Source organism: Cupriavidus necator A5-1, assembly GCF_000744095.1.
Taxonomy (GTDB): Bacteria; Pseudomonadota; Gammaproteobacteria; order Burkholderiales; family Burkholderiaceae; genus Cupriavidus; species Cupriavidus necator_A.
The window spans coordinates 1,692,050-1,716,178 of the sequence record NZ_JQLI01000008.1; the positions used below are offsets into that span (position 1 = coordinate 1,692,050).

Sequence of the window (24,129 nt, forward strand, 5' to 3'; positions counted from 1 at the left end):
ACCCCAGGCAGTCTGGCATCCCGAGCCTTCAGGAGACTTCAATGAGTGTGCTGATGCTAACGAATATCGACGCGGCGACCACCGACGAGGAAATCCAGGAATTCATCGGTCGCTACGGCTTCCCGGCTTGCGATGAAATCGAACGCCTGCCGGGAGATGGCACCCGCCCGGCAGTGTCGCTGCATTTCAACGCGGTCGAGGATGCCGCGCTGCGACTCCTGCAGCCGCGCATCAACCACCTGTTCTGGAAGCAGCGCAAGGTGGACGCGATGGTGCTGAACGAACGCTTCGAATAGGCCGCGGACGCGGCTGGCGGGCAAGTTGGGTCCGGTGCTGCCGCGCTTGCCCGATTCCGGGCAGGCAGTGCCGGAGGAGCCGAGATGAACAGGCGATACAGGGTCTTGCGGGCGCTTGCATGTCTTGCCGCATGCATTGCCGGCGCCATGTCGTCAGGGCCGGCCCTTGCCTACTTCGACCACTACCTTGGCGGCACCATCGTCGGCACGCTCACGCCCGCGCAGGTCACTGCGTTGACCGACGTCTTTCGCAGGACGCTGGAGCAGGGCGCCGACGGGACCCGGGTGGCGTTCAGGCTGCCGCCTGACGCGCGCGAGCGGCAGGTTGAAGGTTCCTTCACGCCAATGCATTCCCGGCACGACCGCGGCGACCGGTGCCGGCAGCTGCGCAGTGAATTCCGCCGGGCCGGCGAAACCGAAGCCTGGACCGGGTGGTACTGCAAGGAGAAGAATGGGGAATGGAAGTCGCGCAAGCTGCGGCTGTAGACCGGCACGAACCCATTGGGCCGGGCGCTACGCAGGAACCGGGCAAGGCGAGCCGAGATCATCGTTTCAGACGCGGCAGGAGTCCCATGTCTTCAGGCAGCGAAGCTATCAGGAAACGCAATGCCGCTGCCCGCGCCACAGGCGCTCCAGGCCTTCGGTATCGACCAGCGTGACGTGCTTGCCGCGCACCGCGATCAGGCCCTCCTGTTGCAGCCGCGAGAACGTGCGGCTGACCGTCTCCAGCGTCAGGCCAAGATAGCTGCCGATATCTTCCCGCGTCATGCGCAGATGGAAATCGCTGCCGGCCTGGCCGCGCGCGTTCAGGCGTGCCCGCACATCCAGCAGGAAGCTGGCGACGCGCTGTTCCGCGCCATGGCTGCCGAGCAGCATCAGCCGCGTCGATTCGCGCACGATCTCTGCGCTCAGCAGGCGGTGGATCTCTTGCTGCAACGACTGGACCTCGCGGCAGAGCGCTTCAAGCTGGCTGAAGGCGATATAGCCGGCCACGCAGTCTTCCAGCGCCGTCGCATCGCAGTGATGACTTTGCGTGCTGATCCCGCCCAGGCCAAGGATGTCGCCCTGGAGGAAATAGCCATTGACGTGCTCATGGCCGTCCGCATCGGAGACCACGGTCTTGACGGTACCCGAGCGCAGCTTGTAGATGCTCTCGAAGCGGTCGCCGGCGCGGAACAGGGCCTCGCCTTTGCGGACCAGGCGCCAGCAGGTCATGACGGATTGAAGCGTGCCCAGGTCGACCTCGGTGGGGGCGTCCTGGCTCCATCGGCGCAGGGCTGCCGCTGCGGGCCAGCAGGCGCTTTCGGTTGCTGCCGCCCTCGCACTATCGCTGGCCTTGTGCGCGCCGCCCCATGTCAAGTCGGCGTATGGTGCTTCACTACCTCGTCGGGACTGATGGGCGTCTAGCATTGCATACCCCCTGTGGGTCGGAAGCCACCTTGGCTGCCTCACGGTACGTATTCAATACCTAAATGACGACAAAGAACAGCGAACATGGCGGACATGGGCATCCGAAGTCACTCAAGGTCCTGCACGTTAGAACCCCATCCGGGGATGGCAATCCCAGAGGCCGTTGTCTGAGCCGCCCGGGGCTGATACCCGCCAACCTTGCCCCGGATCAATTTCCTGCGGACGGACTCGCCCTAGATTGAAGGAGGCCAGCCGGTGCGGCTTCGTGCACAGCCAGGCCGCCGCGCCGGGCCGGGACATCGTCTCGGGCCAGATTTCCATTCCAGAGGAGTGCAACATGAAGAAATCAGCATTGATGGGCGTGGCCATCCTGGGCCTTGCGCTGCAGACCGCGGTGGCACAACCGGAGACCACGGTCGACGTCCAGCGCTCGCAGGGCCAGGCGAAGGCGACCGGCACCGCGACCGTAAAGGCCACTGTGGTCGCCATCGACCGTGGCACCCGGACCGTGACGCTGAAAACGACGAAGGGGAAGAGCGTCCAGCTGATTGTGGGGGAAGAGGCGCGCAATTTCGATCAGCTTGCCGTCGGCGACGTCGTGACCGTGCAGTATCGGGAGGCCGTCTCGCTCAGCCTGACCAAGGCGTCGGGGCCGCCCACGGCGACCGAGCGGGCCACGGAAGAACGCGCGGCGCCCGGGGCCAAGCCTGGCGGGGTGGTCGGCAGGGAGGTCACGGTGACGGCCGACGTGGTGGCGGTGAACGCTGCCAGCAAGACCGTGACGCTCAAGGGCCCGAAGGGCAACCAGATCGATCTGCTGGTAGAGGATCCCGGGCAACTGAAGTCGGTGAAGAAGGGCGATCGGGTACAGGTGGTGTACACCGAGGCCATGGCGATTTCGGTGGAGCCTGCCAAGAAGAAGTGAATGCCGGCGGCCCCGGGCTCACGCGCCCGGGAGTGCCAGCCGGGGACCGGGACTAGTATCGCTCTTCCACATACCGATATTGGTAGTCGGGCTCCCGGTATCCGCCCGCCTTCTGCCTGGCAGGCAGCTTGACTGGCTTGCGCTCGATTTCCTTGTACGGGATCTGTGCCAGCAGGTGCGTGATGATGTTCAGGCGCGCCCGCCGCTTGTCATTGGAATTGGCCACATGCCACGGCGCATATTCGGTATCGGAGGCGGCAAACATGGCGTCGCGCGCGCGTGAATATTCGTACCAGCGACTGTATGAGCGCAAGTCCATGTCGGTGAGCTTCCATACCTTGCGGCCGTCCTGGATGCGTCCTTCCAGGCGGCGGGTCTGCTCTTCCTGGCTGACCTCCAGCCAGTACTTGACCAGGATGATGCCGGAATGCACGATGGCGCGTTCGACCAGGGGGACAGCCCGGAGAAACTCCTCGGCCTGCGTTTCGGTGCAGAATCCCATCACGCGCTCGACGCCGGCGCGGTTGTACCAGCTCCGGTCGAAGATGACGATCTCTCCCGCGGCGGGCAGGTGCGGGAGGTAGCGCTGTACGTACATCTGGCTCTTTTCGCGATCGGTCGGCGCGGGCAGGGCGATCACGCGGAAAACGCGCGGACTGACGCGTTCCGTGATGGCCTTGATGGTGCCGCCCTTGCCGGCACCGTCGCGGCCTTCGAACACCACGCAGACCTTGGTGCCGCTGGCCTGCACCCATTGCTGCAGCTTGACGAGCTCGACATGCAGCGGGAAGAGTTCCTTCTGGTACGCCTTCTCCGACATGCGCTCGCGTGGCTGCTGGTCCGGCTTCTCCTCGCGGCTGCCAGCCGCGTCCGGCTCGCGCGGCTCGGTGTCGGTCCGGTCCTTGTCCTTGCGCTTCCCTTTTCCCTTGGCCATGATCCTCCTCTATCGTCGTTCCCGCTGCCGCGGGGTCCGGTCAGATTTCCAGCTTCGTGATCTTGGTGCCTTCCAGTGACAGGTTGGCCATCAAACCGGCGTTGGTGACGACAAAACCCACGATGGGAGCGCGTACGGTGTTGGTGTCCAGGTCGCCGCCCGCACCGATCTTGGCCACGGCAATCGAACCGTCGACGCCGGCGGTCCAGCCCTTGCTGGCTTGGAATTTCTGCAGCGCGTCCGGCGTCATGAACATCAGGATCACGGCCTTGGACTGGGCCCCGGCCTGCAGGCCGAACGAAGCCGAGGTCGTCCGGTAGTAGGCCACCGACTGGCCGCCGACACGCAGCGCGCCTTCGCCGTATTCGCCGCCGACGACAAAGCCGGCAGCCAGGATGCGCGGGAACACCAGGATGCCTTGCGCCTTCTGCGCCAGCTCGTTGGCGCCGCGCGCGGAGGAAAAGAGCCGGTTCATCGCACCATCGACACCGGCATCGATCTCGCGGCGCTTGGCGGCTGTATCGGTGCTGCTGCCTGTGCCGGTGGTGGTGCAGCCGGTCGCCAGGGTGGCAATCGACGCTGAGGAAATCAGGAGAAAGTCACGGCGCTTCATGGCAGCTCACAGGTTATTTGCATATCAGGGGCGTACTGCAAGTGCCGCGAGGGAAAGCGCGCAGCCGATTATTCCTGTGCCGGCTTTTTGCATGGTCAACGTCCCGCTTTCAAGATCCCGCCATGCAGCATCCGCCTGTGCGCGCGCACGCGGGTCGCTTTCACGATAGAAACAATGCGGGGGTAAATCCTGACGCCGATCAATTTTTCTGTCGAAATCCCCGGCCGCCTTTGTTTGCATGGCATGGATTTGAAAACGGTTGAATTCCAAGGGTCGCCGTACTACCTTCGTAGCGCGTATGGAGCAAAATGCGCTCCGTATGTTGGCTGGCAATGGCACGCAACACGAAGACACTATTTCCGTCGATGCGCTGACACAGCCCGCCTCGGATGGCGAACGTCACCGGCTGCGAGGAGGGAATATGGCCTTTCTGGTCAGGCGGCTGCTTCGGTGCGGCTGGGCGTGGCTGTTTGTCACGCTGATGGCGGGAGCGGGCGGTGCCGCGGCGCAAGACGTACAGAATCCGCCACCCACCTTCAAGCCGGAGGAGCTCGAGGCGCTGGTCGCGCCGATCGCGCTTTATCCCGATTCCGTGCTGTCGCAGGTGCTGATGGCCTCCACCTACCCGCTGGAGATCGTGCACGCGGCGCGCTGGCTCAAGGCCAATCCCAAGGTCAAGGGCGACGCCGCGGTCAAGGCCGTGGCCGACCAGCCGTGGGATGTCAGCGTGAAGTCGCTGGTGGCCTTCCCGCAGGTGCTCGAACCGATGAATGACAAGCTCGACTGGACGCAGAAGCTCGGCGACGCCTTCCTGGCCCAGGAGAAAGACGTGCTGGCGGCGGTGCAGCGGCTGCGCAACAAGGCGCAGCAATCCGGCAACCTCAAGTCCACCGAACAGCAGAATGTCATTGTCGAGCCCGCGACTAGCGCGGCGCCGGGCGTGCAGACCGTGGTGCGCATCGAGCCGGCCGACCCGCAGGTCATCTACGTGCCGGCCTACAACCCCACCGTGGTCTACGGTTCCTGGGGCTATCCGTCTTATCCGCCGTACTACTGGCCGCCGTACCCCGCTTACTACCCGGGCGCCGCGCTGGCCACGGGCTTTGCCTGGGGCGTCGGGCTGGCCGCCGCCGGGGCGATCTTCGGCAACTGCAACTGGGGTGGTGGCGACGTGAACGTCAACGTCAACCGGGCCACCAATATCGATCGCAACTTTGACCGCACCAAGGTGCAGAGCGGGGGGCGCTGGCAGCACGACGCCGGTCACCGGCAGGGGGTGGCCTACCGCGACAATGCCACCCGCGAGAAATTCTCCCGCGATGTGCCGGGCGCAGACCGGCGCAATGAGTTCCGGGGCCGCGAGGGCGGTGCCGGCGTGTCCGACCGCGCGGCGCGTGACCGGGCAGGCGGGCAGGACCGGCCGGGTGCCGGGGATCGGTCCGGAGACCGGGCGGGTGATCGGGCGGGAGACCGCGCCGGAGACCGGGGCGGTGATCGGGCCGGTGATCGGGCCGGTGATCGGGGCGGCGAACGGGGCGGTGTCTCTGACCGGGCCGGAGTCTCCGATCGAGGCGGCGTATCTGACCGGGCCGGCGTGTCGGACCGCGCAGGGGCTGCCGATCGGTCACGGGGCGGCGGCGAACGGGCCACCACCGTAGCCGACCGCGGCGGCGGTGGCGGGCGCGACAATGCATTCCAGGGCGTGGGCGGCGGCGGCGCGTCACAGCGCGACTTCGATCGCGGACGCTCGAGCATGCAGTCGGCCGGAGGCCGCGCAGGCGGCGCAGGCGGCGGTGGCGGCGGTGGCGGCGGGCGTGGCGGCGGCGGGTTCGGCGGCGGCGGCGGACGCGGTGGCAGGCGCTAGCGGACCAGGGAGCCTCGATCATGACGTCACCACTGAGCATTGCCCGATCCCTGCCTGGCCGCTTGGCCTGCGCGCTGGCGCTTGCGCTCGCGCTGACCGTTGCCGGCATGCACGCCGCGCACGCGCAGAAGCCCTTCAAAACCCCCGAGGCCGCCATGAACGCCTTTGGCGAGGCGGTCGCCACCAGCGACGACGATGCCATGAAGGTGCTGCTGGGCGCCAGGTTCCACGACCTGATCCCGCCGGTCGGCGCCGACGTCCGGTACCGCTTTCTCGAGGCCTGGCGGATCTCGCATGCGATCCAGCCCGAGGGCGACAGCCGCGCCCGCATCGCCGTAGGCAATGACGGCTGGACCCTGCCAGTGCCGCTGGTGAAGACATCGAAGGGCTGGCAGTTCGATACGCGTGCCGGGGTCGACGAGATTCGCATACGCCGCATCGGCCGCAATGAGCTTGCGGTAATCCAGACCATGCTCGCGGTCTATGACGCCCAGCGCGAATACGCGCGCACCGACCATGACGGCGATGGCCTGCTGGCCTACGCGGGCAAGCTTGCGAGTTCGCCGGGCAAGCAGGACGGCCTGTACTGGCCGACGTCGGGCGGCGAAACGCCCAGCCCGCTCGGGGCCGCATTCCTGACCGCCGGCCAGCGCAATCCGGGGCAGGGCGGCTATTACGGCTATCACTACAAGCTGCTGACGGCCCAGGGCCCCAACGCACCCGGCGGGGCCTACAACTATGTCGTCAATGGCAAGCTGTTCGGCGGCTTTGCCGTGCTGGCCTGGCCGGTACGTTACGGCGACACCGGCGTGAAGAGCTTCATGGTCAGCCACGACGGCCAGGTCTATGAACGCGACCTGGGACCCGACAGCACTGGCAAGGCCGCGGCGACCAAGGCCTTCGATCCCGGACCTGGCTGGACCAAGGTGACGCCATGAAACACGCGCTGCGGATCCTGGCGGGCATTGCCGTGCTCGGCGCGGTGCCGGTGCTGACGGCGTGCTATCCCTACCCTTACCCGGCGGAGGTGGTCCCGACCACCTACCCGGGGCCGCAGCCCAGCCGCTACGACCGCGCCTTTGCCGCGGCCGCCGGCGCCATGCGCGACCAGGGTGTGTCGATCAGCACGGAGGATTTCTCGTCCGGCACGGTGGCCGGCACCCGCAACAACCGGCCGGTCACGGCCAGCGTGCGCCGGCAGGCGGACGGCACGGTGCGGGTGCAGTTCGACGGCGGCGACCCGGGGGATCCCGGCCTGCTCGAGCGCATCTCGCGCAGCTACGACGCGCGCATGGGCCGCTGAGACCCGTCGCTCATTGACCTGCTGCACCGGGGATCCAGCAAGTTCCCGCCAGCGGCACCTGCGTCATCGCCGCGGCCTCCACCGTCAGCGCCGCCAGGTCTTCCGGCTCCAGGTTGTGCAGCTGCGACTTGCCGCACGCGCGTGCGATGACCTGCGCCTCCATCGTCATGACCGACAGGTAGTTGGCCAGGCGACCGGCCCGCCTGGACAGGATCGAGACGGGCGGCCAGCAGCGGGTCCTGCGTGGTGATGCCGGCCGGATCCCTGCCTTCGTGCCAGTCGTCATACGCGCCGGCCACGGTGCCAAGCGTTGCGTATTCTGCTGGTGGCGCGGATCGTTGTCGCCCAGTGCCACCAGTGCGGCGGTGCCGATCGCCACCGCGTCGGCGCCAAGCGCCAGCGCCTTGGCCATGTCCGCGCCGTTGCGGATCCCGCCCGAGACGATCAGCTGGACCTTGCGGTGCATGCCCAGGTCCTGCAGCGCCTTCACCGCCGGGCGGATCGCCGCCAGGATCGGGATGCCGACGTGTTCGATAAAGACCTCCTGCGTGGCCGCGGTGCCGCCCTGCATGCCGTCGAGCACGACCACGTCGGCGCCGGCCTTCACCGCAAGTGCCACTTCGTAGTACGGCCGCGTCGCGCCGATCTTGACGTGGACCGGCTTCTCCCAGTCGGTAATCTCGCGCAGTTCCAGGATCTTGATCTCGAGATCGTCGGGCCCGGTCCAGTCGGGATGGCGGCAGGCCGAGCGCTGGTCGATGCCTTCCGGTAGGCAGCGCATCGCGGCCACGCGCGGGCTGATCTCCTGGCCGAGCAGCATGCCGCCGCCGCCCGGCTTGGCGCCCTGGCCGATCACGACCTCGATGGCGTCGGCCTTGCGCAGGTCATCGGGGTTCATGCCGTAGCGCGACGGCAGGTACTAGTACGCCAGCGTCTGCGACTGGCCGCGCTCCTCGGGCGTCATGCCGCCGTCGCCTGTCGTGGTGCTGGTGCCTGCGAGCGTGGCGCCTCGGCCCAGCGCTTCCTTGGCCTGCGCGGAGAGCGCGCCGAAGCTCATGCCGGCGACGGTGACGGGGGTCTTCAGGTGGATGGGTCTGCTGGCAAAGCGCGTGCCGAGCACGACGTCGGTGCCGCATTTCTCGCGATAGCCTTCCAGCGGGTAGCGGCTGATCGACGCGCCCAGGAACAGCAGGTCGTCGAAATGCGGCAGCTTACGCTTGGTGCCGCCGCCGCGGATATCGTAGATGCCGGTGGCCGCGGCGCGGGGCGGATCTCGGCCAGCGTGGCCGGATCGAAGGTCGCGGAGAAGCGCGGCGGGGTTTGCGTGGAGCCGGAGATCAGCGCGTGGGGATCGGACGGTGCATTCATCTCAGTAAGCTCCTGCGTTGTCGACATGGAAGTGATAGAGCGTGCGGGCCGAGCCGTACAGCGTGAACGATGCGGGGGAGACGTCGTGATGGCCGGCCTTGCGCAACAGGTCGGCCAGGATGCCGAGCTCGGCCTCGCCCATCGGCTTGACCTCGCAGTCGGCGCCCAGGCTTTTCACCTTGCCGCGCACGAAGATGCGGGCTTCGTACAGCGAATCGCCCAGCGCCTCGCCGGCATCGCCCAGCACCACCAAGTTGCCCGCCTGCGCCATGAAGGCGGAAAAGCTGCCGACCGAGCCGCCCACCACGATATCGGCACCCTTGAGCGAGATCCCGCAGCGCAGCCCCGCATCGCCGTCGATCACCGGCAGCCCGCCTTGCGCGGTGGCGCCCGCGGCGTAGAAGGCGAAGCCCCTGACATGGACCCTGCCGCTCATCATGTTCTCCGCCACAGTGATCCGGCACGCCTGCGTCGGCGGCGCGCTGGCGATGCTGTCGGCAGCGGCCGACGCGTCGGTGACGCTGTACGGACGCCTCGACACCGATGTCGAATACCCGAAGGGGCCGGACGGATCGACCACCCAGATGACTGACAATGCCTCGCGCTGGGGCATGCGCGGCAGCGAGGACCTGGGCGGCGACCTGCAGGCCGCGTTCGGCCTGGAGCAGGGCTTCGGCACGGACAACGGCGTGGCCACCAACCCACAGTTCCGCAATGCCATTGTCGGCCTGCGCGGCGGCTTCGGCGCGATCGCGCTGGGGAGGCTGGATTCCGCGACCATCGTCGGCTCGCCGATCTATTCGCAGGTCACGCAGAACGTGGACTTCGTCATCCACGATGCCGGCGCGACTGCGATCGGCACCAAGGTGCTGAACGCGCGCAATCGCGTCTCCAATGCGGTCGGCTACATGACGCCGGACTTCGGCGGCTTCTCGGTGCGCGCGCGCGTGAACCTGGCCGGGCCGGACCCGGCCACGCCCAAAGTCAGTTCCGCTCTTCCAAATCTAAGCAAGCCTACGCATCGCTGATGGCGACGTCTTTGCAGATTTGGACGCGCGGTCACCAACCCGAGCGCGCGGTAACGCGCGCATTCGCTGCCGGTACTCCGGCAGGCGCATTGAATTCACATTGGCGCCCCCTCTCGGGACTCCCGTCCATCCTTGCGGATGGAATCGCCAATCACACCGCCCGATAATCTGAACGGGGCCCGAGCAGGGCAGATGGGAGCAGTCCACAGCGTCGCCGACTTGCGTCAGCAGCCGCCGCAGACCGTTTTGACAGGCATTCTCGTCGCGCAGGTGGCAGGTGCCGCAGCCCGGGCAATCCCACTCCCGAATTGCGGGCGCTATCCCGCCCTCGACAACGTGACCACACGCATGGCACGTTCGCGTGGTGCCGGTTTCATCCAGCACCAGCGCATGCTTTCTGGAGCGCGTCGCGACCCACGAGACAATGTCCTTGAATGCACCGTGCATCGTTCTGTTTCTTACCGCGCGGTTGTATTTGCGGCCCTTGCCGTGGTTGGTGTTCTCCGGCACGTAGTTGCCGATCCCAATCACGTCGTAGTGCCTGCAGAGCTGGTTCGCCAGCGAATACATGAAGTGCTTTTTCTGTTCTCGCACTTTGGTTTGCATTCGCTCCACAGCGTCGTCCAAACGCTTCCAGCGGCGACTGGGACGCCAATGCGTCGACACCGTGCCATCGCCGTGGACGGTATCTACCCACAGCGACTTTGCTATGCACCGGTCACGCAGACTCGTTAGCCGATCGAGAATGTGCTCCGACTCCTTCAACCTCTCAAGATTGGACAATTCGAAGGCGCGCCCCTCAGTATCCAGAGCGTAGCCAAAGTTCTTCAGGTTCGGATCGATGTAGACCACGCGCGTGCCGCGTTGCCTGGCCTTCTTCTGCCCCTTGAACGTGAACACAGCGAAATAGCGGTCGCGGCCCTCGCGGACGATCCGGCAAGTGCGAGCGCTCGCGATCTCCTTGGGTGTCTTCTCCATCTTCAGGCGCAGCGACAGCCGCTGTCCTTGCGCGTTCGCGCCGAACGATAGGTTGAGCCAACCGAACTGGGAAACATTCCAGCCTTTGCCTGGCTCGTCGTATTCCAGGCTCATCCAGTGCTTGGCCCATGCCTTGTACTTGACCCAGCCCACGTCTGGGCCGCAGCGCTGTCCATTCTTCGACTTTCGATGCGAGGCAATGGCCTTGGCCATGCGCAGCGCGACATTCTTCAGCGGTGAAGAAAACACGCAGCGCAAGAACGGATGACGCTCCTTGAGCGGCGGCACGAGGTTGCGAAGCCCGATCTCGGAATAGACCTCCGACAGGAGCTTCTTGGTTCGCGCCTCATCAAGATAGCCATAGCCGCCGACGATGGACAACTCCGCCATGCGCGTCTCGACTTCGTCCTTGAGTCGATTCCATAGCCAGTTGCAGATTTTGGATTGCCCGTCGAGCTTGCCCGCAGCATCAGCGTCCACCACCAGACGGACCTTCCTCGCGAACTGGATAGTGCTGGGATCAGCCCTCTTGAATGGCATCTGCAGCCTCTTTCAGGGCTTTCATGGCGTGACGATTCTTGTGGGAACGGCTGCCATAGAGGCGCGCCGAAAAGACGGTAATGATCTCAAGCACGTCGCAGGCAAGATCCTCCTCATACGTCGAATCGCCTTTGGCATTGATGATGACGACTTCCGTTCCGAATTGCTCGCACAGAGCAAAAACGAGCTCTGCACCAAATCGCAAGAGCCGGTCCTTGTGTGTGATGACAAGCCGATCAACGCCTCCGGCACAGATACGTTTGAGCAGTTGCTTGAGGCCCTTCTTCTCATAGTTCATGCCGGAGCCGAGATCCCGGATGAGTTCGAAGGGCCATCCCTTCGCAGCGCAGAACGACTCCAGCACCTGGCACTGACGCTCCAGATCGGCCTTCTGGTCGTGGCTGGAAACGCGCGCATAGGCGAGCGTAGTACGCCCGCGCTCTGCTTCCTCGACCTTCTTGCCGGCCAACTCCATTAGAGCGGTCAAATTATAGCGACGATGACCACCCGGAGTCCGATCGGCGGAGATCTTCCCGTCGAGCTCCCATCGGCGAAGCGTGCCAGGGTGGATGCCCAGCATCGCGCACGCCTCCTTCATCGTAACTTTAGCAAGTATGCTCATGGGTGATAATAATTACACACCTATAAGCAGTTTACAAGGGGCTGCTCACTTGCCCCCGGTGAAGGCGGAAGACGATTTCCGCCAGTACGACATCGGCCTGAACTATGCCGCGGGCAATTTTGCCGCGGGCCTGGGCTATTCGCGCGATGCCAAGACCGGTGGCCTGGTGGCTAACGACTTCCGCGACAAGGTGCAGGCCACGGCCTCCTACAACTTCACCGTGGTCAACGTCTATGGCATCTACGGACGCGACCGCTACGCCGGCACGGCCACGAGCAGGGCCGACGTGCCGTACTGGCTGGTCGGCTTCTCTGTGCCGTACGGCCCGCACAGCCTGACCGTCAACTACATGGAACGCGCGGTGCAGCGCGACCCGCAGGGCCGGCTCAAGAAGGTGCAGGCCGCCTACAGCCTGAGCAAGCGCACCACGCCTTACGTGTTCTTCGACCACGAGGACTCCAACTCGCATAAGCCGGGCGATATCGTGCGGCGCCGCTGTCGCCCGCCATGGCCGAGCACTTGCTGAAGACCTACTACGATCCGTACCACGCCGCGCTCGCCGGCCTGCTGGCGACGCATCACGCGCGCTTTGGCGCGGTGTGGCACATCGACTGCCATTCGATGAAGTCGCGCGGCAATGCCATGAACATCGACAACGGCGCCGAGCGCCCGGACTTCGTCGTCAGCAACCGCGACAGTTCGACCTGCTCGGCGGCCTTCGTCGAACTGGTGGGGCAGTGCCTGCGCGGGTTCGGCTACCGGGTCGGCGTCAACTGGCCGTACAAGGGCGCGGAACTGATCACGGCGTATGCCGATCCGGCGCGCGGGCGGCACAGCCTGCAGATCGAGATCAACCGCGCCTTGTACCTGGACGAGGCGAGATTCACGCCGCATCACGGCTACGCGGGGCTGCGCAGCCACCTCGACCAGATGCTGGAAAGCTTGGCCGCGTATATCCGGGACGAACTGGCGCGGCCGCGATGACAGGGCGCGCGCTCAGATCACCTTGCCGGGATTCATCCTCCCGAGCGGGTCCAGCGCTTCCTTGATCGCGCGCATCATGCGCAGCTCGACCTCGCTCTTGTAGTGGCGGATCTCCTCGCGCTTGAGCTGGCCCAGGCCATGCTCGGCCGAGATCGAGCCGTTGTGCGAGCGCACGCTGTCGTGGACGATGCGGTTGACCTGCTCCTGGTTGGCCAGGAAGGCGTCATGGTCGACGCCTTCCGGCGGCGACACGTTGTAGTGCAGGTTGCCGTCGCCGAGATGGCCGAAGGTCACCATGCGGGCGCCGGGGAAGGCGTTCTGCAGCAGCGCGTCGGTGGTCTCAATAAAGTCCGCCACGCGCGACACCGGCACGGCGATATCGTGCTTGATGTTCTTGCCGTCTTCCACCTGCGCCAGCGGGATATGCTCGCGCAGGTTCCAGAAGTCGCGCGACTGCTGCACCGATTCCGCGACCACGGTGTCTGCCACCACGCCCGCCTCGAACGCGGACGTCATCAGCGTTTCGAAGATGCCGCGCGCGTGGTCTTCGCTTTCGCTGTCGGACAGCTCCATCAGCACCAGCTGCGGGTGGATGTCGGCGAAGGGGTAGCGCAGTTGCGGGTAGTGCCGCGTCACCAGCGTCATGCTGAGCGCCGACATCAGTTCGAAGCCGGTCAGCATCGCACCCGCGTGCGACTGCGCGATCGCCAGCAGCGCCAGCGCGGCGCGCGGGCTCTGCACCGCAGCCAGCGCGGTGACCGAGGCGCGCGGCAGCGGGAACAGCTTCATCACCGCCGCGGTAATGATGCCGAGCGTGCCTTCTGCGCCGATAAACAGGTCGCGCAGGTCGTAGCCGGTGTTGTCCTTGCGCAGGCCGCGCAGGCCGTGCCAGGTTTCGCCAGACGGTGTCACCACTTCCAGCCCCAGGCACAGCTCGCGGGTATTGCCGTAGCGCAGCACCGCGGTGCCGCCGGCGTTGGTCGACAGGTTGCCGCCGATGGTGCAGCTGCCTTCGGCCGCGAGGCTCAGCGGGAACAGCCGGCCATGCTCGCGTGCCACGTCCTGCAGGTGCTGCAGCACCACGCCGGCCTCCACGGTGATGGTGTTGTTGAGCGGGTCGACCTGGCGGATGCGGTTCAGCCGCTGCAGCGAGATCACCACCGAATCCTGCCCGGCCACCGGTGTGGCGCCGCCGCACAGGCCGGTATTGCCGCCTTGCGGCACCACCGCGATCTTGTGCGCATGGCAGGCATGGACGGCTTCCGCAACTTCCTCGGTGGTGCCAGGGCGCAGCACCGCCAGCGCCTCGCCGGTATAGCGCTTGCGCCAGTCGGTCAGGTAGGGCGCCTTGTCGGCGGCGTCGGTCAGGACGTGCTGGGAACCCAGTGCGGCGCGGCACAGGGCGAGGAAGGAGTCTTGGGTCGCGGTCATGGCTTCGGGTTCGGGTATCAGGGCTTGCGCGCGGCGGCCTTCGTGGCCGCGCGGGCGCGCCGCTTGTACGGCCGCAGGTACAGGATGGTGCTGACAAAGAACACCAGCGTCAGCGCCACCTCCACCCATGCCAGCGTGGAAGAGGGCGCGCGGTCGCTGGTGGCGCGCACGATGCCTTCGGTGAAGAACAGCAGGATCAGCATCGACGACCACTGCATGGTGTAGCGGTTGCGCGAGAGCACGCCGCGCAGCGGCAGCAGCAGCGGCAGGAACTTGATGATCAGCCACGAGCCGCCGGGGCGCAGCGGCGCGAGGAACCATTCCCAGGCGATGCACAGCAGCATCAGCGCAAGCAGGCTGCCCACGCTGAGACGGTACAGCCAGGGGCTGTGCAGCGCCTGGTCGCTGTCGGTGGTCGGGCTGTCGGTGGCCGCACTCATGCGCCGGCTCCGTCCAGCCGTAGCGCGACGCGCGCCAGGCGCCGGCCCATGGCGAGCGCCAGCGCCGATTCGTCTTCCGTCACCGGGCCGCGGTTGTCGGCATGGGCATGGTGGCTGGGGCCGTAGGGCGTGCCGCCCGAGGCGGTGGTCATCAGGCCCTTCTCGCCATAGGGCAGGCCCATGATCAGCATGCCGTGGTGCAGCAGCGGCAGCATCATCGACAGCAGCGTGGTCTCCTGCCCGCCGTGCAGGCTGCCGGTGGCGGTGAACACGCAGGCAGGCTTGCCCGTCAGCGTGCCCGACAGCCATTGCGCCACGGTGCCGTCGAGGAAGTACTTCATCGGCGCGGCCATATTGCCGAAGCGGGTGGGGCTGCCCAGCGCCAGGCCGGCGCACTCCTCCAGGTCGCGCAGCTCGGCATAGGGCGGGCCGTCGGCCGGGATGTCGGGCGCGGTGGCCTCGCACACGGTGGACACGGGCGGCACGGTGCGCAGCCTGGCCTGGGCGCCGGGGACGCTGTCGATGCCGGTGGCGATCAGTTCGGCAAGCTTGCGGGTGCTGCCGTGGCGGCTGTAGTACAGGACGAGGATGTCGGTCATGGAGCGGGATGGCCGGCGGTGGAGAGTATGGCGCCGGAAAGGCATCGGGATGGCGGTCGGACAGGTGTCCGAAGTGCCGGAAACAATGCGCGTATTATAGATGCGCCCCCGCGCTCGCCCGCCTGCCCGCCCGTCCAGCTGGGGCATCTGTCCTGTTTACCGCTAGATCGACAAGGAGTTGCTGCCGCATGATTGGACCCCGCGTTGCCCGCCTGCGCAGGGAATGGAACCTGCAGAAGGTGCGCGCCCTGGCGCGCTACGCACTGCGCCGTGCCGGCGAAGACCGGCTGCCGCAGGTGTCGGCGAGCCTGACGTTTACCACCGTGCTGGCCGTGGTGCCGGTGCTGACGGTGGCCTTTGCGCTGCTGGCCGCGTTCCCCGTTTTCCGCGATTTCCGCAACGCCATCGAGGCGTTCCTGTTCCAGAACCTGATCCCCGGCAACGTCAGCGAATCGATCCAGCGCTACATCGGCATGTTCGCCAAGAGCGCGCGCGGGCTGACCGCGATGGGCCTGGGCGGCCTGATGGTCACGTCGGTGCTGACCATGCTGACGGTGGAAGACGCGCTCAATGCGATCTGGCGCGTCAAGCAGCGCCGACCGCTGGCGCAGCGCGTGCTGGTGTTCTGGGCGGTGCTGACCTTCGGGCCGGTGCTGATCGGCGCGAGCCTGTCGATCAGCTCTTACCTGATCTCGATCTCGGCTGGCTATGTCGGCACCATGCCGCTCGGCGTCGGGCTGCTGGTCAGTGCCACGCCGGTGGTGCTGTCGGCGCTGGCCTTCGCCTTCCTGTACACGGCGGTGCCCAACGCCTACGTGGAGTGGCGCGACGCCCTCGTCGCCGGCGTGGTGGCGGCGATCGCGTTCGAATTCGCCAAGCGCGGCTTCGGCTACTTCATCACGCATATCCCGGCCTATACCGCGGTCTACGGCACCTTTGCGGCCCTGCCGATCTTCCTGCTGTGGATCTACCTGAGTTGGCTGGTGACGCTGCTGGGGGCCACCATCGCGGCCAACCTGCCGGTGATCCGGCAAGGCTACTGGCGGCGCCGCACCTTTGCCGGTAGCGAGTTCTTTGACGCGCTGGGCGTGCTGCTGCTGCTCTACCGCGCCCGCGACGAGGTGCCGCGCAGCGTGGGCGAGCTGGACCTGAGCCGCACGCTGCGGGTCGAGGCCGATTACCTGGCGGGCCTGCTGGGCAAGCTCAAGGCCATGCACCTGATCGGGCGGCTGCAGCAGGAGCGCGGGCAGGCCCACTGGGCGCTGCTATGCGATCCCGCGCAGGTGACGCTGCGCATGCTGCACGACCGGCTGGTGCTGAACCTGCCGCGACTGCCGCGCACGGCACTGGCGCAGCACCTGCGCGGGGCCGACGGGCTCAAGTCGATCCTGGACAATCCGCAGCTCGACCAAACGCTGGAGGCTGTCTTTGGCCAGCCGCCGGCCGACGGACCAGGGCATGGTACTGAGGAGACCGGTGCCGCGGCGCAGCGGCGCACGCTGGAGGTGGTGCCGCCGGGGTGGCACGGTCAGGTCTGACGCCCGGCTGCCCGCGTGGCCCTTCAGAACGGGATTTTGCCGCGCCAGATATCGGCGTACATCATCCAGTCGCCCATCAGGCTGTAGACCGGATGCCGGAATGTGGCCGGCCGGTTTTTCTCGAAGCCGAAGTGCCCGACCCAGGCAAAGGCATAACCCGCCACCGCCGCCCCCAGCAGCCACCAGGCATTGCCGGTGACCACCAGCGCCACCAGGCACAGCAGCGCCACCGTCGAGCCGACGAAATGCAGCCGCCGGCAGGTGCGGTTCTGGTGCTCGCCCAGGTAGTAGGGATAGAAGGCCGCGAAGTTCTCGAACTCGCGCGCGCGGGCGTGGGTCATGGCTGTCTCCGGCGGGTCTTGTTTTGTGCAGTGTAGACCTTCTGTGCCCGGGGGATGGCCGCTGGCGTGGCGAGCCATCCGGGCGGCATCAGCCCGCTGCGACCAGCTTGCGCGCGAAGGCCGCCAGCGCGTCCAGCACCTCGTCGGGGCGCTCGCCCATCATCGCGTGGCCGCACGGCACCGACACCAGGCTGGCCTTCGCCATCTTGCCGGCCAGCGCCAGCGCCGCCTTGGGCGAGGTCATCATGTCCTTGCTGCCGGTGATGAACAGCGCCGGGCAGGCCACCGCGGCCGCTGCCTCTTCACCATGGGCGTAGGCGTTGCACGCCGAGAAATCGTTGTGGAACACATGCGCCTGCGGGTTGTTGCGCGCCACGCGCTCCATCAGCCGCTGGCTGCCGCCCTGCATCCATGCGCCCGGGCCGGGCGACGAGGGCTTGTTGGCCAGGCTCGAATGCGACCAGGTGTTGACCATGGCAATGGCTTCGTCCTCGCGGTTGAGCGAGGCGTCGAGCAGTGCATCCGAAACCTTCATCGGGTAGGCGGTGGCCAGCAGGCCAATGCCGCGCACCGCTTGCGGATGGCGCGCCGCGCATTCCAGCGCGATCAGCGAGCCCATGCTGTGGCCGAACACGAAGGCCGGCGCCTTGACGCCGGCGGCGGCGACCAGCGCCATGACCCAGTCGGCCATGGCCTCGACCGTGGCCAGCGGCGCGCCCTTGCTGCGGTTGTGGCCGGGCAGGTCCACCGCCAGCACCGAGAAGCCGTGGTTGGCGAACCAGCGCGTCTGCAGCGCCCACACGCTGTGGTCGTTCTGCGCGCCGTGCACGAACACGGCGCAGGGCAGGGCGGGATCGAAGGGTTTGCCGCCGGTGTAAGCGTAGGCAGGCTGGCTTGCAACGTTCAGTTCCATCAGACGCCTCCCTTGCCGCTCATGGCTTTCTCGGCGGCTTTCAGGCCGCGCTTGAGGTCGTCGACCAGGTCGTCTGGGTCCTCCAGCCCCACCGACAGCCGGATCGTGCCCTCGGTGATGCCGGCCGATTGCAGTGCCGCCGCGTCCATGCGGAAGTGCGTGGTCGAGGCCGGGTGGATCACCAGCGAACGCGCGTCGCCCACGTTGGCCAGGTGCGAGAACAGCGACATGTTCTCGATAAAGCGCTGGCCGGCGACGCGGTTGCCCTTGAGGTTGAAGCTGAACACCGCGCCGCAGCCGCGCGGCAGCAGGCGCTTGGCCAGTTCGTAGTCGGGGTGCGATTCCAGTTCGGGGTAGGACACCGATTCCACCATCGGATGCGATGCCAGGAACTGCACCACCTTGCGGGTGTTGTCGACATGGCGACTCATGCGCAGCGGCAGCGTTTCCACGCCCTGCAGCAGCTGCCAGGCGGCCATCGGGTTCATGCAGGCGCCGAAGTCGCGCAGGCCCTCGCGGCGCGCGCGCAGCAGGAAGGGCGCCACCGTGCTTTCCTCGGTAAACACCATGTTGTGGAAGCCCTCGTACGGCTCGGACAACTCCGGGAAGCGGCCCGAGGCCTCGAAGTCGAAGGTGCCGCCTTCGACCAGCACGCCGCCGATGGTGGTGCCGTGGCCGCCCAGGAACTTGGTGGCCGAATGGTAGAGCAGGCCGGCGCCGAGATCGAACGGACGCAGCAGGTAGGGCGTGGTGAAGGTGGAATCGACCAGCAGCGGGATGCCATTGTCCTGGCCGAGCTGTGCCAGCGTGGGGATATCCAGCACGTCCAGCCCCGGGTTGCCCAGCGTCTCGCCGAACAGCAGCCGGGTATTGGGGCGGATCGCGGCGCGCCAGGCGTCGATGTCGCGCGCCTTGACGAAGGTGGTCTCGATGCCGAAGCGGCGCAGCGTGTAGTGCAGCAGGTTGTGCGAGCCGCCGTACAGCGCCGACGACGCCACCACGTGCGAGCCGGCGCCCATCAGCGTGGCCACCGCCAGGTGCAGCGCGGCCTGTCCGGAAGCGGTGGCGATCGCGCCGGCGCCGTTTTCCAGCGCGGCGATGCGCTCCTCCAGCACGGCCACGGTCGGGTTGGAGATGCGCGAGTAGACGTGGCCCGCGCGCTCCATATTGAACAGCGACGCGGCGTGTTCGCTGTCGCGGAACACGAAGGAGGTGGTCAGGTGGATCGGGGTGGCGCGGGCCCCGGTGGCGGGGTCGGGCGCGGCGCCGGCGTGCAGGGCCAGCGTGTCGAATCGGGTTCCGGACATGATCGGTCGGCCTTGAGTTGTCTCCGGCCAGCATCGTAGCATCGTGCGCCCGCCCACGGTGGCGCGCCGCCCGCAAACCGGCCTCCTGCTTTACTTTGCGGGCCGGTTTGGGCTAGGATCGGCCAACGGGGGGAACTCGCGGGCATCTCTGCCCGCACACCCAGAGACAGATAACGAAGTGACCGGAATCGCCCACGTCGTCGGAGCGATATCTTACGTACAGGCAGCGGAGACCAACATGAAAGTCAGCGACATCCTCCAGATCAAGGGCAATACGCTCTTCACCGTGACGCCTGACACCTCCTTGCTGGTCGCCGTCCACACCATGGCCGAGCACGATATCGGCTCGCTGGTGGTGATGGAATACGGCGACCTGGTCGGCATGCTGACCTTCCGCGAGCTCATCGAGACGCTGGCCAGGAACAATGGCAGCGTCGGCACCACCAGCATCCGCAAGGTGATGGACGATGCGCCGGTGACCTGCACCATGGAAACGGACGTCAACGAGGTGCGCCGCATGATGCTGGCGCGTCACACTCGCTATATGCCGGTGCTCGACAACCGCACGCTGATGGGCGTGATCTCCTTCTACGACGTCGCCAAGGCCGTGGTCGAGGACCAGAGCTTCGAGAACAAGATGCTCAAGGCCTATATCCGCGACTGGCCGGAAGAGCGCGCCGAGTAATGCCGCGGCGCCGTCCGGTGCGCCGGACGGTCCAGACTGAAGCTTCCTTCGAAATTTCTTTCGACTGACGCCGCGCGGCCGCGCGGCGGTGGCATGATGGCGGCCGGACCCCGGCTCCGGCACACTGCCGGAATTTCCATTTCCGCACCGGCCTCCGGACCGGACGGCCCCCATCCATGAGCCAACACAGCCAGTTCCGACTGCTCGGCGAGCGCCGCTTTGCCCCGTTCTTCTGGACCCAGTTCCTCGGGGCGATGAACGACAACGTCTTCAAGGTCGCCTTCACCTCGCTGGTGACCTACCACACGGCGCTGTTCGAGGGCGTGGACGCGCGCAGCGCCGCGTTCCTGATCTCGGCGATCTTTATCGCGCCGTTCGTGCTGTTCTCGGCCACCAGCGGGCAGATCGCCGACAAGCTGGAAAAGTCGCGCCTGATCCGGCTGGTCAAGTCGCTGGAGATTGCCATCATGGTGCTGGGCCTGGCCGGCTTTGCCTGGCACAGCGCGCCGCTGCTGTATGCCGGCACCTTCCTGATGGGGCTGCATTCCACGCTGTTCGGGCCGGTCAAGTTCGCCTACCTGCCACAGCACCTGGATGAGAGCGAGCTGGTCGGCGGCAACGGGCTGGTGGAGATGGGCACCTTCGTCGCGATCCTGCTGGGCACGCTGGTTGGCGGCGAGCTGGCCGGGCTGCAGCAGGGCGGCGCGATCGTGGGGCCGATGTACGTCGGCGCGCTATGCGTGGCGATCGCGGTGGCGGGGCGGGTAGTGTCGAGACGGGTCCCGGTCTCACCGGCGCCGCAGCCCGACCTGCGCATCAACTGGAACCCGTTCTCGGAGACCTGGCGCAACCTGATGCTGGCGCGCGGCAACCGCACCGTGTTCCTGAGCCTGCTCGGCATCTCGTGGCTGTGGTTCCTCGGCGCCACCTTCCTCACCTCGTTCTTCAGCTACGCCAAGGATGTGCTGGGCGGCGACCAGAACGTGGTGACGCTGTTGCTGGCGGTATTCTCGGTGGGCATCGGCATCGGTTCGCTGCTGTGCGAGCGGCTGTCCGGGCGCCATGTCGAGATCGGGCTGGTGCCGTTCGGCTCGATCGGCATGACGGTGTTCGCGGTCGACCTGTACTTTGCCAGCCAGGGGCAGGCCGCGGCCACGCTCAGCGGCATCGGCGGCTTCCTGGCCGAGCCGCGCCACTGGCGCGTGCTGGCCGACCTGTTCCTGCTGGCCATGTTCGGCGGCTTCTACAGCGTGCCGCTGTATGCGCTGATCCAGAGCCGCAGCGCGCCCACGCACCGCGCGCGCATCATCGCGGCCAACAATATCCTGAACAGCTTCTTCATGATCGCGGCGTCGCTGCTGGGCGTGGCGATGGCGCTGGCGGGCTACAGCATTCCGCAGCTGTTCCTGGTGGTGGGGCTGCTCAATGCCGTGGTGGCGGTCTATATCTACTCGCTGGTGCCGGAGTTCCTGCTGCGCTTTATCGCCTGGATCCTGGTCCATACCATCTATCGCCTGCGCCGCATCAATGCCGAGCGGATCCCCGCGGACGGACCGGCCGTGCTGGTCTGCAACCATGTCAGCTTTGCCGACGCGGTGGTGCTGATGGCGTGCAGCCCGCGCCCGGTGCGCTTCGTGATGGATTACCGCATCTTCAAGGTGCCGCTGCTGTCGTGGTTCTTCCGGCACGCCAAGGCGATCCCGATCGCGCCCGCGCATGAAGACCCTGAGATGCTCAAGCGCGCCTATGACAGCGTGGCCGATGCGCTGCAGGGCGGCGACCTGGTCTGCATCTTCCCGGAAGGGAAGATCACCGCCACCGGCGAGATCAACCCGTTCAAGCAAGGCGTGCAGCAGATCATCCGGCGCACCCCGGTGCCGGTGGTGCCGATGGCGCTGCGCGGGCTGTGGGGCAGCTACTTCTCGCGCAAGGGTGCGCCGGCGATGTCGCGGCCGTTCCGGCGCGGCATCCTGAACCGGCTGGAGCTGGTGGTGGGCGAGCCGGTGTCGCCGGAGGCGGCTACGCCCGAAGGGCTGCAGCAGATGGTGCAGACGCTGCGCGGCGACTGGCGCTAGTTGATGGAATGCGGAACCTGAGCCCTCGATGATCACCCTCTATACCTTCGGCCCCGCCTTCGGGCTGCCCGACGCCAGCCCCTTCGTCACCAAGGCCGAGATGCTGCTCAAGCTCGCCGGCCTGCCGTACCAGGCCCGCCGCGGCAGCCTGCGCCACGCGCCCAAGGGCAAGCTGCCGTACCTGGACGACATGGGGCGAATCGTGGCGGATTCCACCATGATCCGCTGGCATATCGAGAAGACCTACCACATTGACTTCGATGCCGGCCTGAGTCCGGCCGAACGCGGTATCGCCTGGGCTGCCGAGAAATTGATGGAAGACCACCTGTACTGGGCGGTGGCACGCGTGCGCTGGCTCGACCAGCACAATTTCGACAAGGGCCCGGCACTGTTCTTTCGCGGCGTGCCGGCACCGGTGCGCGGGCTGGCCGAGCGGCTGGTGCGCTACAAGGTGCGCAAGACGCTGTGGGGGCAGGGCCTGGGCCGGCACAGCGAGGAAGAACTGGTGGCGCTGGCCAGCAAGGGCGTGACCTCGATTGCCGATATCCTGGGCGACAAGCGCTATCTGATGGGCGACAAGCCGTGCGGGGCCGACGCCACGCTGTTCGCCTTCGCCGCCAGCCTGCTGTGCCCCGTATTCGACACCCCGATCCGTACCGCGGCGGAGGGGCATGCCAACCTGGTGGCCTATATGGACCGGATGCGGGCGGAGTTCTACCCCGACTTCGCGCCGGAAACCGCAGCGGCCTGAGCCCTGCGGGCCGCCCGAGGGCGGGCATTGGCCTTACAATGGAGGCCGTCCCCAATTCCTGTGCGGTTTCCATCATGTCCGGCAACACCCTTGGCCTGCTCTTCACTGTCACCACCTTCGGCGAATCGCACGGGCCTGCCATCGGCGCGGTGGTGGATGGCTGCCCGCCGGGCATGGCGCTGACCGAGGCCGACATCCAGGGCGACCTGGACCGCCGCAAGCCCGGCACCTCGCGCCACGTCACGCAGCGCCAGGAAGCCGACCAGGTCGAGATCCTGTCGGGGGTGTTCGAGGGCAAGACCACCGGCACCCCGATCTGCCTGCTGATCCGCAATACCGACCAGCGCAGCAAGGACTACGGCAATATCGTCGAGACCTTCCGCCCGGGCCACGCCGACTACACCTACTGGCAGAAGTACGGTATCCGCGACCATCGCGGCGGCGGCCGCTCGTCGGCGCGCCTGACCGCGCCGGTGGTGGCCGCGGCGGCGGTGGCCAAGAAGTGGCTGCGCGAAAAGTATGGCATCGAGATCCGGGGCTACATGTCGCAGCTGGGCGAGATCGCGGTGCCGTTCACTGACTGGTCGCACGTGCCGGAGAACCCGTTCTTCGCGCCCAATGCGGACATCATCCCCGAGCTGGAAACCTATATGGACGCGCTGCGCCGCGACGGCGATTCGGTCGGCGCGCGCATCGAGGTGGTGGCCAGCAATGTGCCGGTCGGCCTGGGCGAGCCGCTGTTCGACAGGCTCGACGCCGACATCGCCCACGCGATGATGGGCATCAACGCGGTCAAGGGCGTGGAGATCGGCGCCGGCTTCGACAGCGTGGCCCAGCGCGGCAGCGTGCATGGCGACGAGCTGACCGCCGAGGGTTTCCGCACCAACAATTCCGGCGGCGTGCTGGGCGGCATCTCGACCGGCCAGGACATTACCGTGTCGCTGGCGATCAAGCCGACTTCCTCGATCCGCACCCCGCGCGAGTCGATCGACAAGGCCGGCAATGCCGCCACGGTCGAGACTTTCGGCCGCCACGATCCCTGCGTGGGCATCCGCGCCACGCCCATCGCCGAGGCCATGCTGGCGCTGGTGCTGATGGACCACGCGCTGCGCCACCGCGCGCAGTGCGGCGACGTAAAGGTCGATACGCCGCAGATTCCGGCGCAGGCCGGCCAGTCGCGCTGA

The 24,129-nt window shown here is 66.8% G+C and carries 26 protein-coding genes and 2 pseudogenes; 14 read left to right on the forward strand and 14 right to left on the reverse strand.

The genetic code is table 11. The annotated features are described in order from the left end of the window. Positions 1-41 precede the first annotated feature (41 nt). Positions 42-296, forward strand: a complete 255-nt coding sequence (locus K307_RS31955; RefSeq protein WP_042884947.1) for a hypothetical protein — start codon at positions 42-44, stop codon at positions 294-296. Positions 297-380: 84 nt separating this feature from the next. After that, positions 381-782: a hypothetical protein gene (locus tag K307_RS31960; RefSeq protein ID WP_042884950.1), complete on the forward strand. Its 402-nt coding sequence runs from the start codon at positions 381-383 to the stop codon at positions 780-782. Positions 783-890: 108 nt separating this feature from the next. On the opposite strand, the gene K307_RS31965 is transcribed toward K307_RS31960, so the two are convergent. Further along, positions 891-1,706 carry a helix-turn-helix domain-containing protein gene (locus tag K307_RS31965; protein ID WP_080745286.1) on the reverse strand — a complete coding sequence of 272 codons (816 nt, stop codon included), beginning with the start codon at positions 1,704-1,706 and terminating at the stop codon, positions 891-893. A gap of 337 nt (positions 1,707-2,043) precedes the next feature. Between K307_RS31965 and K307_RS31970 the strand changes: the two genes are divergently transcribed. Beyond that, positions 2,044-2,631 (forward strand): hypothetical protein, encoded by a 588-nt coding sequence (locus K307_RS31970; protein WP_042887651.1) that lies wholly within the window; start codon positions 2,044-2,046, stop codon positions 2,629-2,631. Positions 2,632-2,683: 52 nt separating this feature from the next. Here the strand turns inward: K307_RS31970 and ppk2 are convergent, their stop codons facing one another. From ppk2 to K307_RS48115, 3 genes are read right to left on the reverse strand one after another with little or no spacing between them, the layout of a single operon-like run. Then, on the reverse strand, positions 2,684-3,565 hold the full coding sequence (gene ppk2, locus K307_RS31975; RefSeq protein ID WP_042884951.1) for a polyphosphate kinase 2: 882 nt from the start codon (positions 3,563-3,565) through the stop codon (positions 2,684-2,686). A 40-nt stretch (positions 3,566-3,605) separates the two neighbouring features. After that, positions 3,606-4,178, reverse strand: a complete 573-nt coding sequence (locus K307_RS31980) for a YSC84-related protein (RefSeq protein WP_042884953.1) — start codon at positions 4,176-4,178, stop codon at positions 3,606-3,608. A 24-nt stretch (positions 4,179-4,202) separates the two neighbouring features. Then, entirely contained in the window at positions 4,203-4,448 is a 246-nt protein-coding gene (locus K307_RS48115; RefSeq protein ID WP_155301307.1) for a hypothetical protein, read from the reverse strand. A gap of 151 nt (positions 4,449-4,599) precedes the next feature. On the opposite strand from K307_RS48115, the gene K307_RS31985 reads away from it, so the two are divergent. From K307_RS31985 to K307_RS31995, 3 genes are read left to right on the forward strand one after another with little or no spacing between them, the layout of a single operon-like run. After that, on the forward strand, positions 4,600-6,042 hold the full coding sequence (locus K307_RS31985; RefSeq protein ID WP_042884954.1) for a DUF3300 domain-containing protein: 1,443 nt from the start codon (positions 4,600-4,602) through the stop codon (positions 6,040-6,042). Between the two features lie 20 nt (positions 6,043-6,062). After that, complete coding sequence (locus K307_RS31990; protein ID WP_042884955.1) at positions 6,063-6,980, forward strand: DUF2950 domain-containing protein; 918 nt, start codon at positions 6,063-6,065, stop codon at positions 6,978-6,980. After that, entirely contained in the window at positions 6,977-7,345 is a 369-nt protein-coding gene (locus tag K307_RS31995; protein ID WP_042884956.1) for a hypothetical protein, read from the forward strand. Before K307_RS31990 ends, K307_RS31995 begins: the two co-directional genes overlap by 4 nt. Before the next feature lie 10 nt (positions 7,346-7,355). Here the strand turns inward: K307_RS31995 and K307_RS32000 are convergent. Further along, positions 7,356-8,713, reverse strand: a pseudogene (locus K307_RS32000) (FMN-binding glutamate synthase family protein). 1 nt (position 8,714) lies between these two features. After that, positions 8,715-9,164, reverse strand: a pseudogene (locus K307_RS32005) (protein glxC); the annotation flags it as partial. Between the two features lie 37 nt (positions 9,165-9,201). Here K307_RS32005 and K307_RS32010 point away from each other — a divergent pair. Beyond that, positions 9,202-9,741, forward strand: a complete 540-nt coding sequence (locus tag K307_RS32010) for a porin (RefSeq protein WP_419187208.1) — start codon at positions 9,202-9,204, stop codon at positions 9,739-9,741. On the opposite strand, the gene K307_RS32015 is transcribed toward K307_RS32010, so the two are convergent. Further along, complete coding sequence (locus K307_RS32015) at positions 9,718-11,259, reverse strand: RNA-guided endonuclease InsQ/TnpB family protein (RefSeq protein ID WP_051975251.1); 1,542 nt, start codon at positions 11,257-11,259, stop codon at positions 9,718-9,720. The genes K307_RS32010 and K307_RS32015 overlap by 24 nt on opposite strands. Next, a complete protein-coding gene (locus K307_RS32020) occupies positions 11,240-11,881 on the reverse strand; it encodes an IS607 family transposase (RefSeq protein ID WP_042878237.1) in 642 nt (213 codons plus the stop codon). The genes K307_RS32015 and K307_RS32020 overlap by 20 nt, the downstream gene beginning before the upstream one ends. A gap of 58 nt (positions 11,882-11,939) precedes the next feature. On the opposite strand from K307_RS32020, the gene K307_RS32025 reads away from it, so the two are divergent. Both K307_RS32025 and K307_RS32030 read left to right on the forward strand, forming a co-directional pair. After that, entirely contained in the window at positions 11,940-12,407 is a 468-nt protein-coding gene (locus K307_RS32025) for a porin (RefSeq protein WP_230626377.1), read from the forward strand. Continuing rightward, a complete protein-coding gene (locus K307_RS32030; RefSeq protein WP_051975252.1) occupies positions 12,389-12,865 on the forward strand; it encodes an N-formylglutamate amidohydrolase in 477 nt (158 codons plus the stop codon). Before K307_RS32025 ends, K307_RS32030 begins: the two co-directional genes overlap by 19 nt. A gap of 12 nt (positions 12,866-12,877) precedes the next feature. Here K307_RS32030 and K307_RS32035 read toward each other — a convergent pair whose 3' ends face one another. The 3 genes from K307_RS32035 to wrbA are packed head-to-tail and all read right to left on the reverse strand — an operon-like array spanning position 12,878 to position 15,335. Continuing rightward, complete coding sequence (locus K307_RS32035) at positions 12,878-14,296, reverse strand: FAD-binding oxidoreductase (protein ID WP_042884958.1); 1,419 nt, start codon at positions 14,294-14,296, stop codon at positions 12,878-12,880. A gap of 17 nt (positions 14,297-14,313) precedes the next feature. Next, positions 14,314-14,736: a DUF2069 domain-containing protein gene (locus K307_RS32040; RefSeq protein WP_042884959.1), complete on the reverse strand. Its 423-nt coding sequence runs from the start codon at positions 14,734-14,736 to the stop codon at positions 14,314-14,316. Next, entirely contained in the window at positions 14,733-15,335 is a 603-nt protein-coding gene (gene wrbA, locus K307_RS32045; protein WP_042884960.1) for an NAD(P)H:quinone oxidoreductase, read from the reverse strand. The genes K307_RS32040 and wrbA overlap by 4 nt, the downstream gene beginning before the upstream one ends. 188 nt (positions 15,336-15,523) lie before the next feature. On the opposite strand from wrbA, the gene K307_RS32050 reads away from it, so the two are divergent. Then, positions 15,524-16,873 (forward strand): YihY family inner membrane protein, encoded by a 1,350-nt coding sequence (locus tag K307_RS32050; RefSeq protein WP_042884961.1) that lies wholly within the window; start codon positions 15,524-15,526, stop codon positions 16,871-16,873. 23 nt (positions 16,874-16,896) lie between these two features. Here the strand turns inward: K307_RS32050 and K307_RS32055 are convergent, their stop codons facing one another. From K307_RS32055 to K307_RS32065, 3 genes are all read right to left on the reverse strand, one after another. After that, positions 16,897-17,214, reverse strand: coding sequence for an Mpo1-like protein (locus K307_RS32055; RefSeq protein WP_042884963.1), 318 nt, complete (start codon positions 17,212-17,214; stop codon positions 16,897-16,899). Positions 17,215-17,302: 88 nt separating this feature from the next. Further along, on the reverse strand, positions 17,303-18,127 hold the full coding sequence (locus tag K307_RS32060) for an alpha/beta fold hydrolase (protein ID WP_042884964.1): 825 nt from the start codon (positions 18,125-18,127) through the stop codon (positions 17,303-17,305). Continuing rightward, complete coding sequence (locus K307_RS32065) at positions 18,127-19,434, reverse strand: O-acetylhomoserine aminocarboxypropyltransferase (protein ID WP_042884965.1); 1,308 nt, start codon at positions 19,432-19,434, stop codon at positions 18,127-18,129. The genes K307_RS32060 and K307_RS32065 overlap by 1 nt, the downstream gene beginning before the upstream one ends. Positions 19,435-19,672: 238 nt before the next feature. Here K307_RS32065 and K307_RS32070 point away from each other — a divergent pair, with 238 nt between their 5' ends. From K307_RS32070 to aroC, 4 genes are all read left to right on the forward strand, one after another. Next, the gene (locus tag K307_RS32070; protein WP_042884966.1) at positions 19,673-20,119 is read left to right on the forward strand and encodes a CBS domain-containing protein; all 447 of its coding nucleotides are present in this window, start codon (positions 19,673-19,675) and stop codon (positions 20,117-20,119) included. Positions 20,120-20,295: 176 nt separating this feature from the next. Further along, a complete protein-coding gene (locus tag K307_RS32075; protein WP_042884967.1) occupies positions 20,296-22,194 on the forward strand; it encodes an MFS transporter in 1,899 nt (632 codons plus the stop codon). A gap of 28 nt (positions 22,195-22,222) precedes the next feature. After that, the gene (locus K307_RS32080; RefSeq protein WP_042884969.1) at positions 22,223-22,945 is read left to right on the forward strand and encodes a glutathione S-transferase C-terminal domain-containing protein; all 723 of its coding nucleotides are present in this window, start codon (positions 22,223-22,225) and stop codon (positions 22,943-22,945) included. Between the two features lie 74 nt (positions 22,946-23,019). After that, positions 23,020-24,129 carry a chorismate synthase gene (aroC, locus tag K307_RS32085; RefSeq protein WP_042884971.1) on the forward strand — a complete coding sequence of 370 codons (1,110 nt, stop codon included), beginning with the start codon at positions 23,020-23,022 and terminating at the stop codon, positions 24,127-24,129.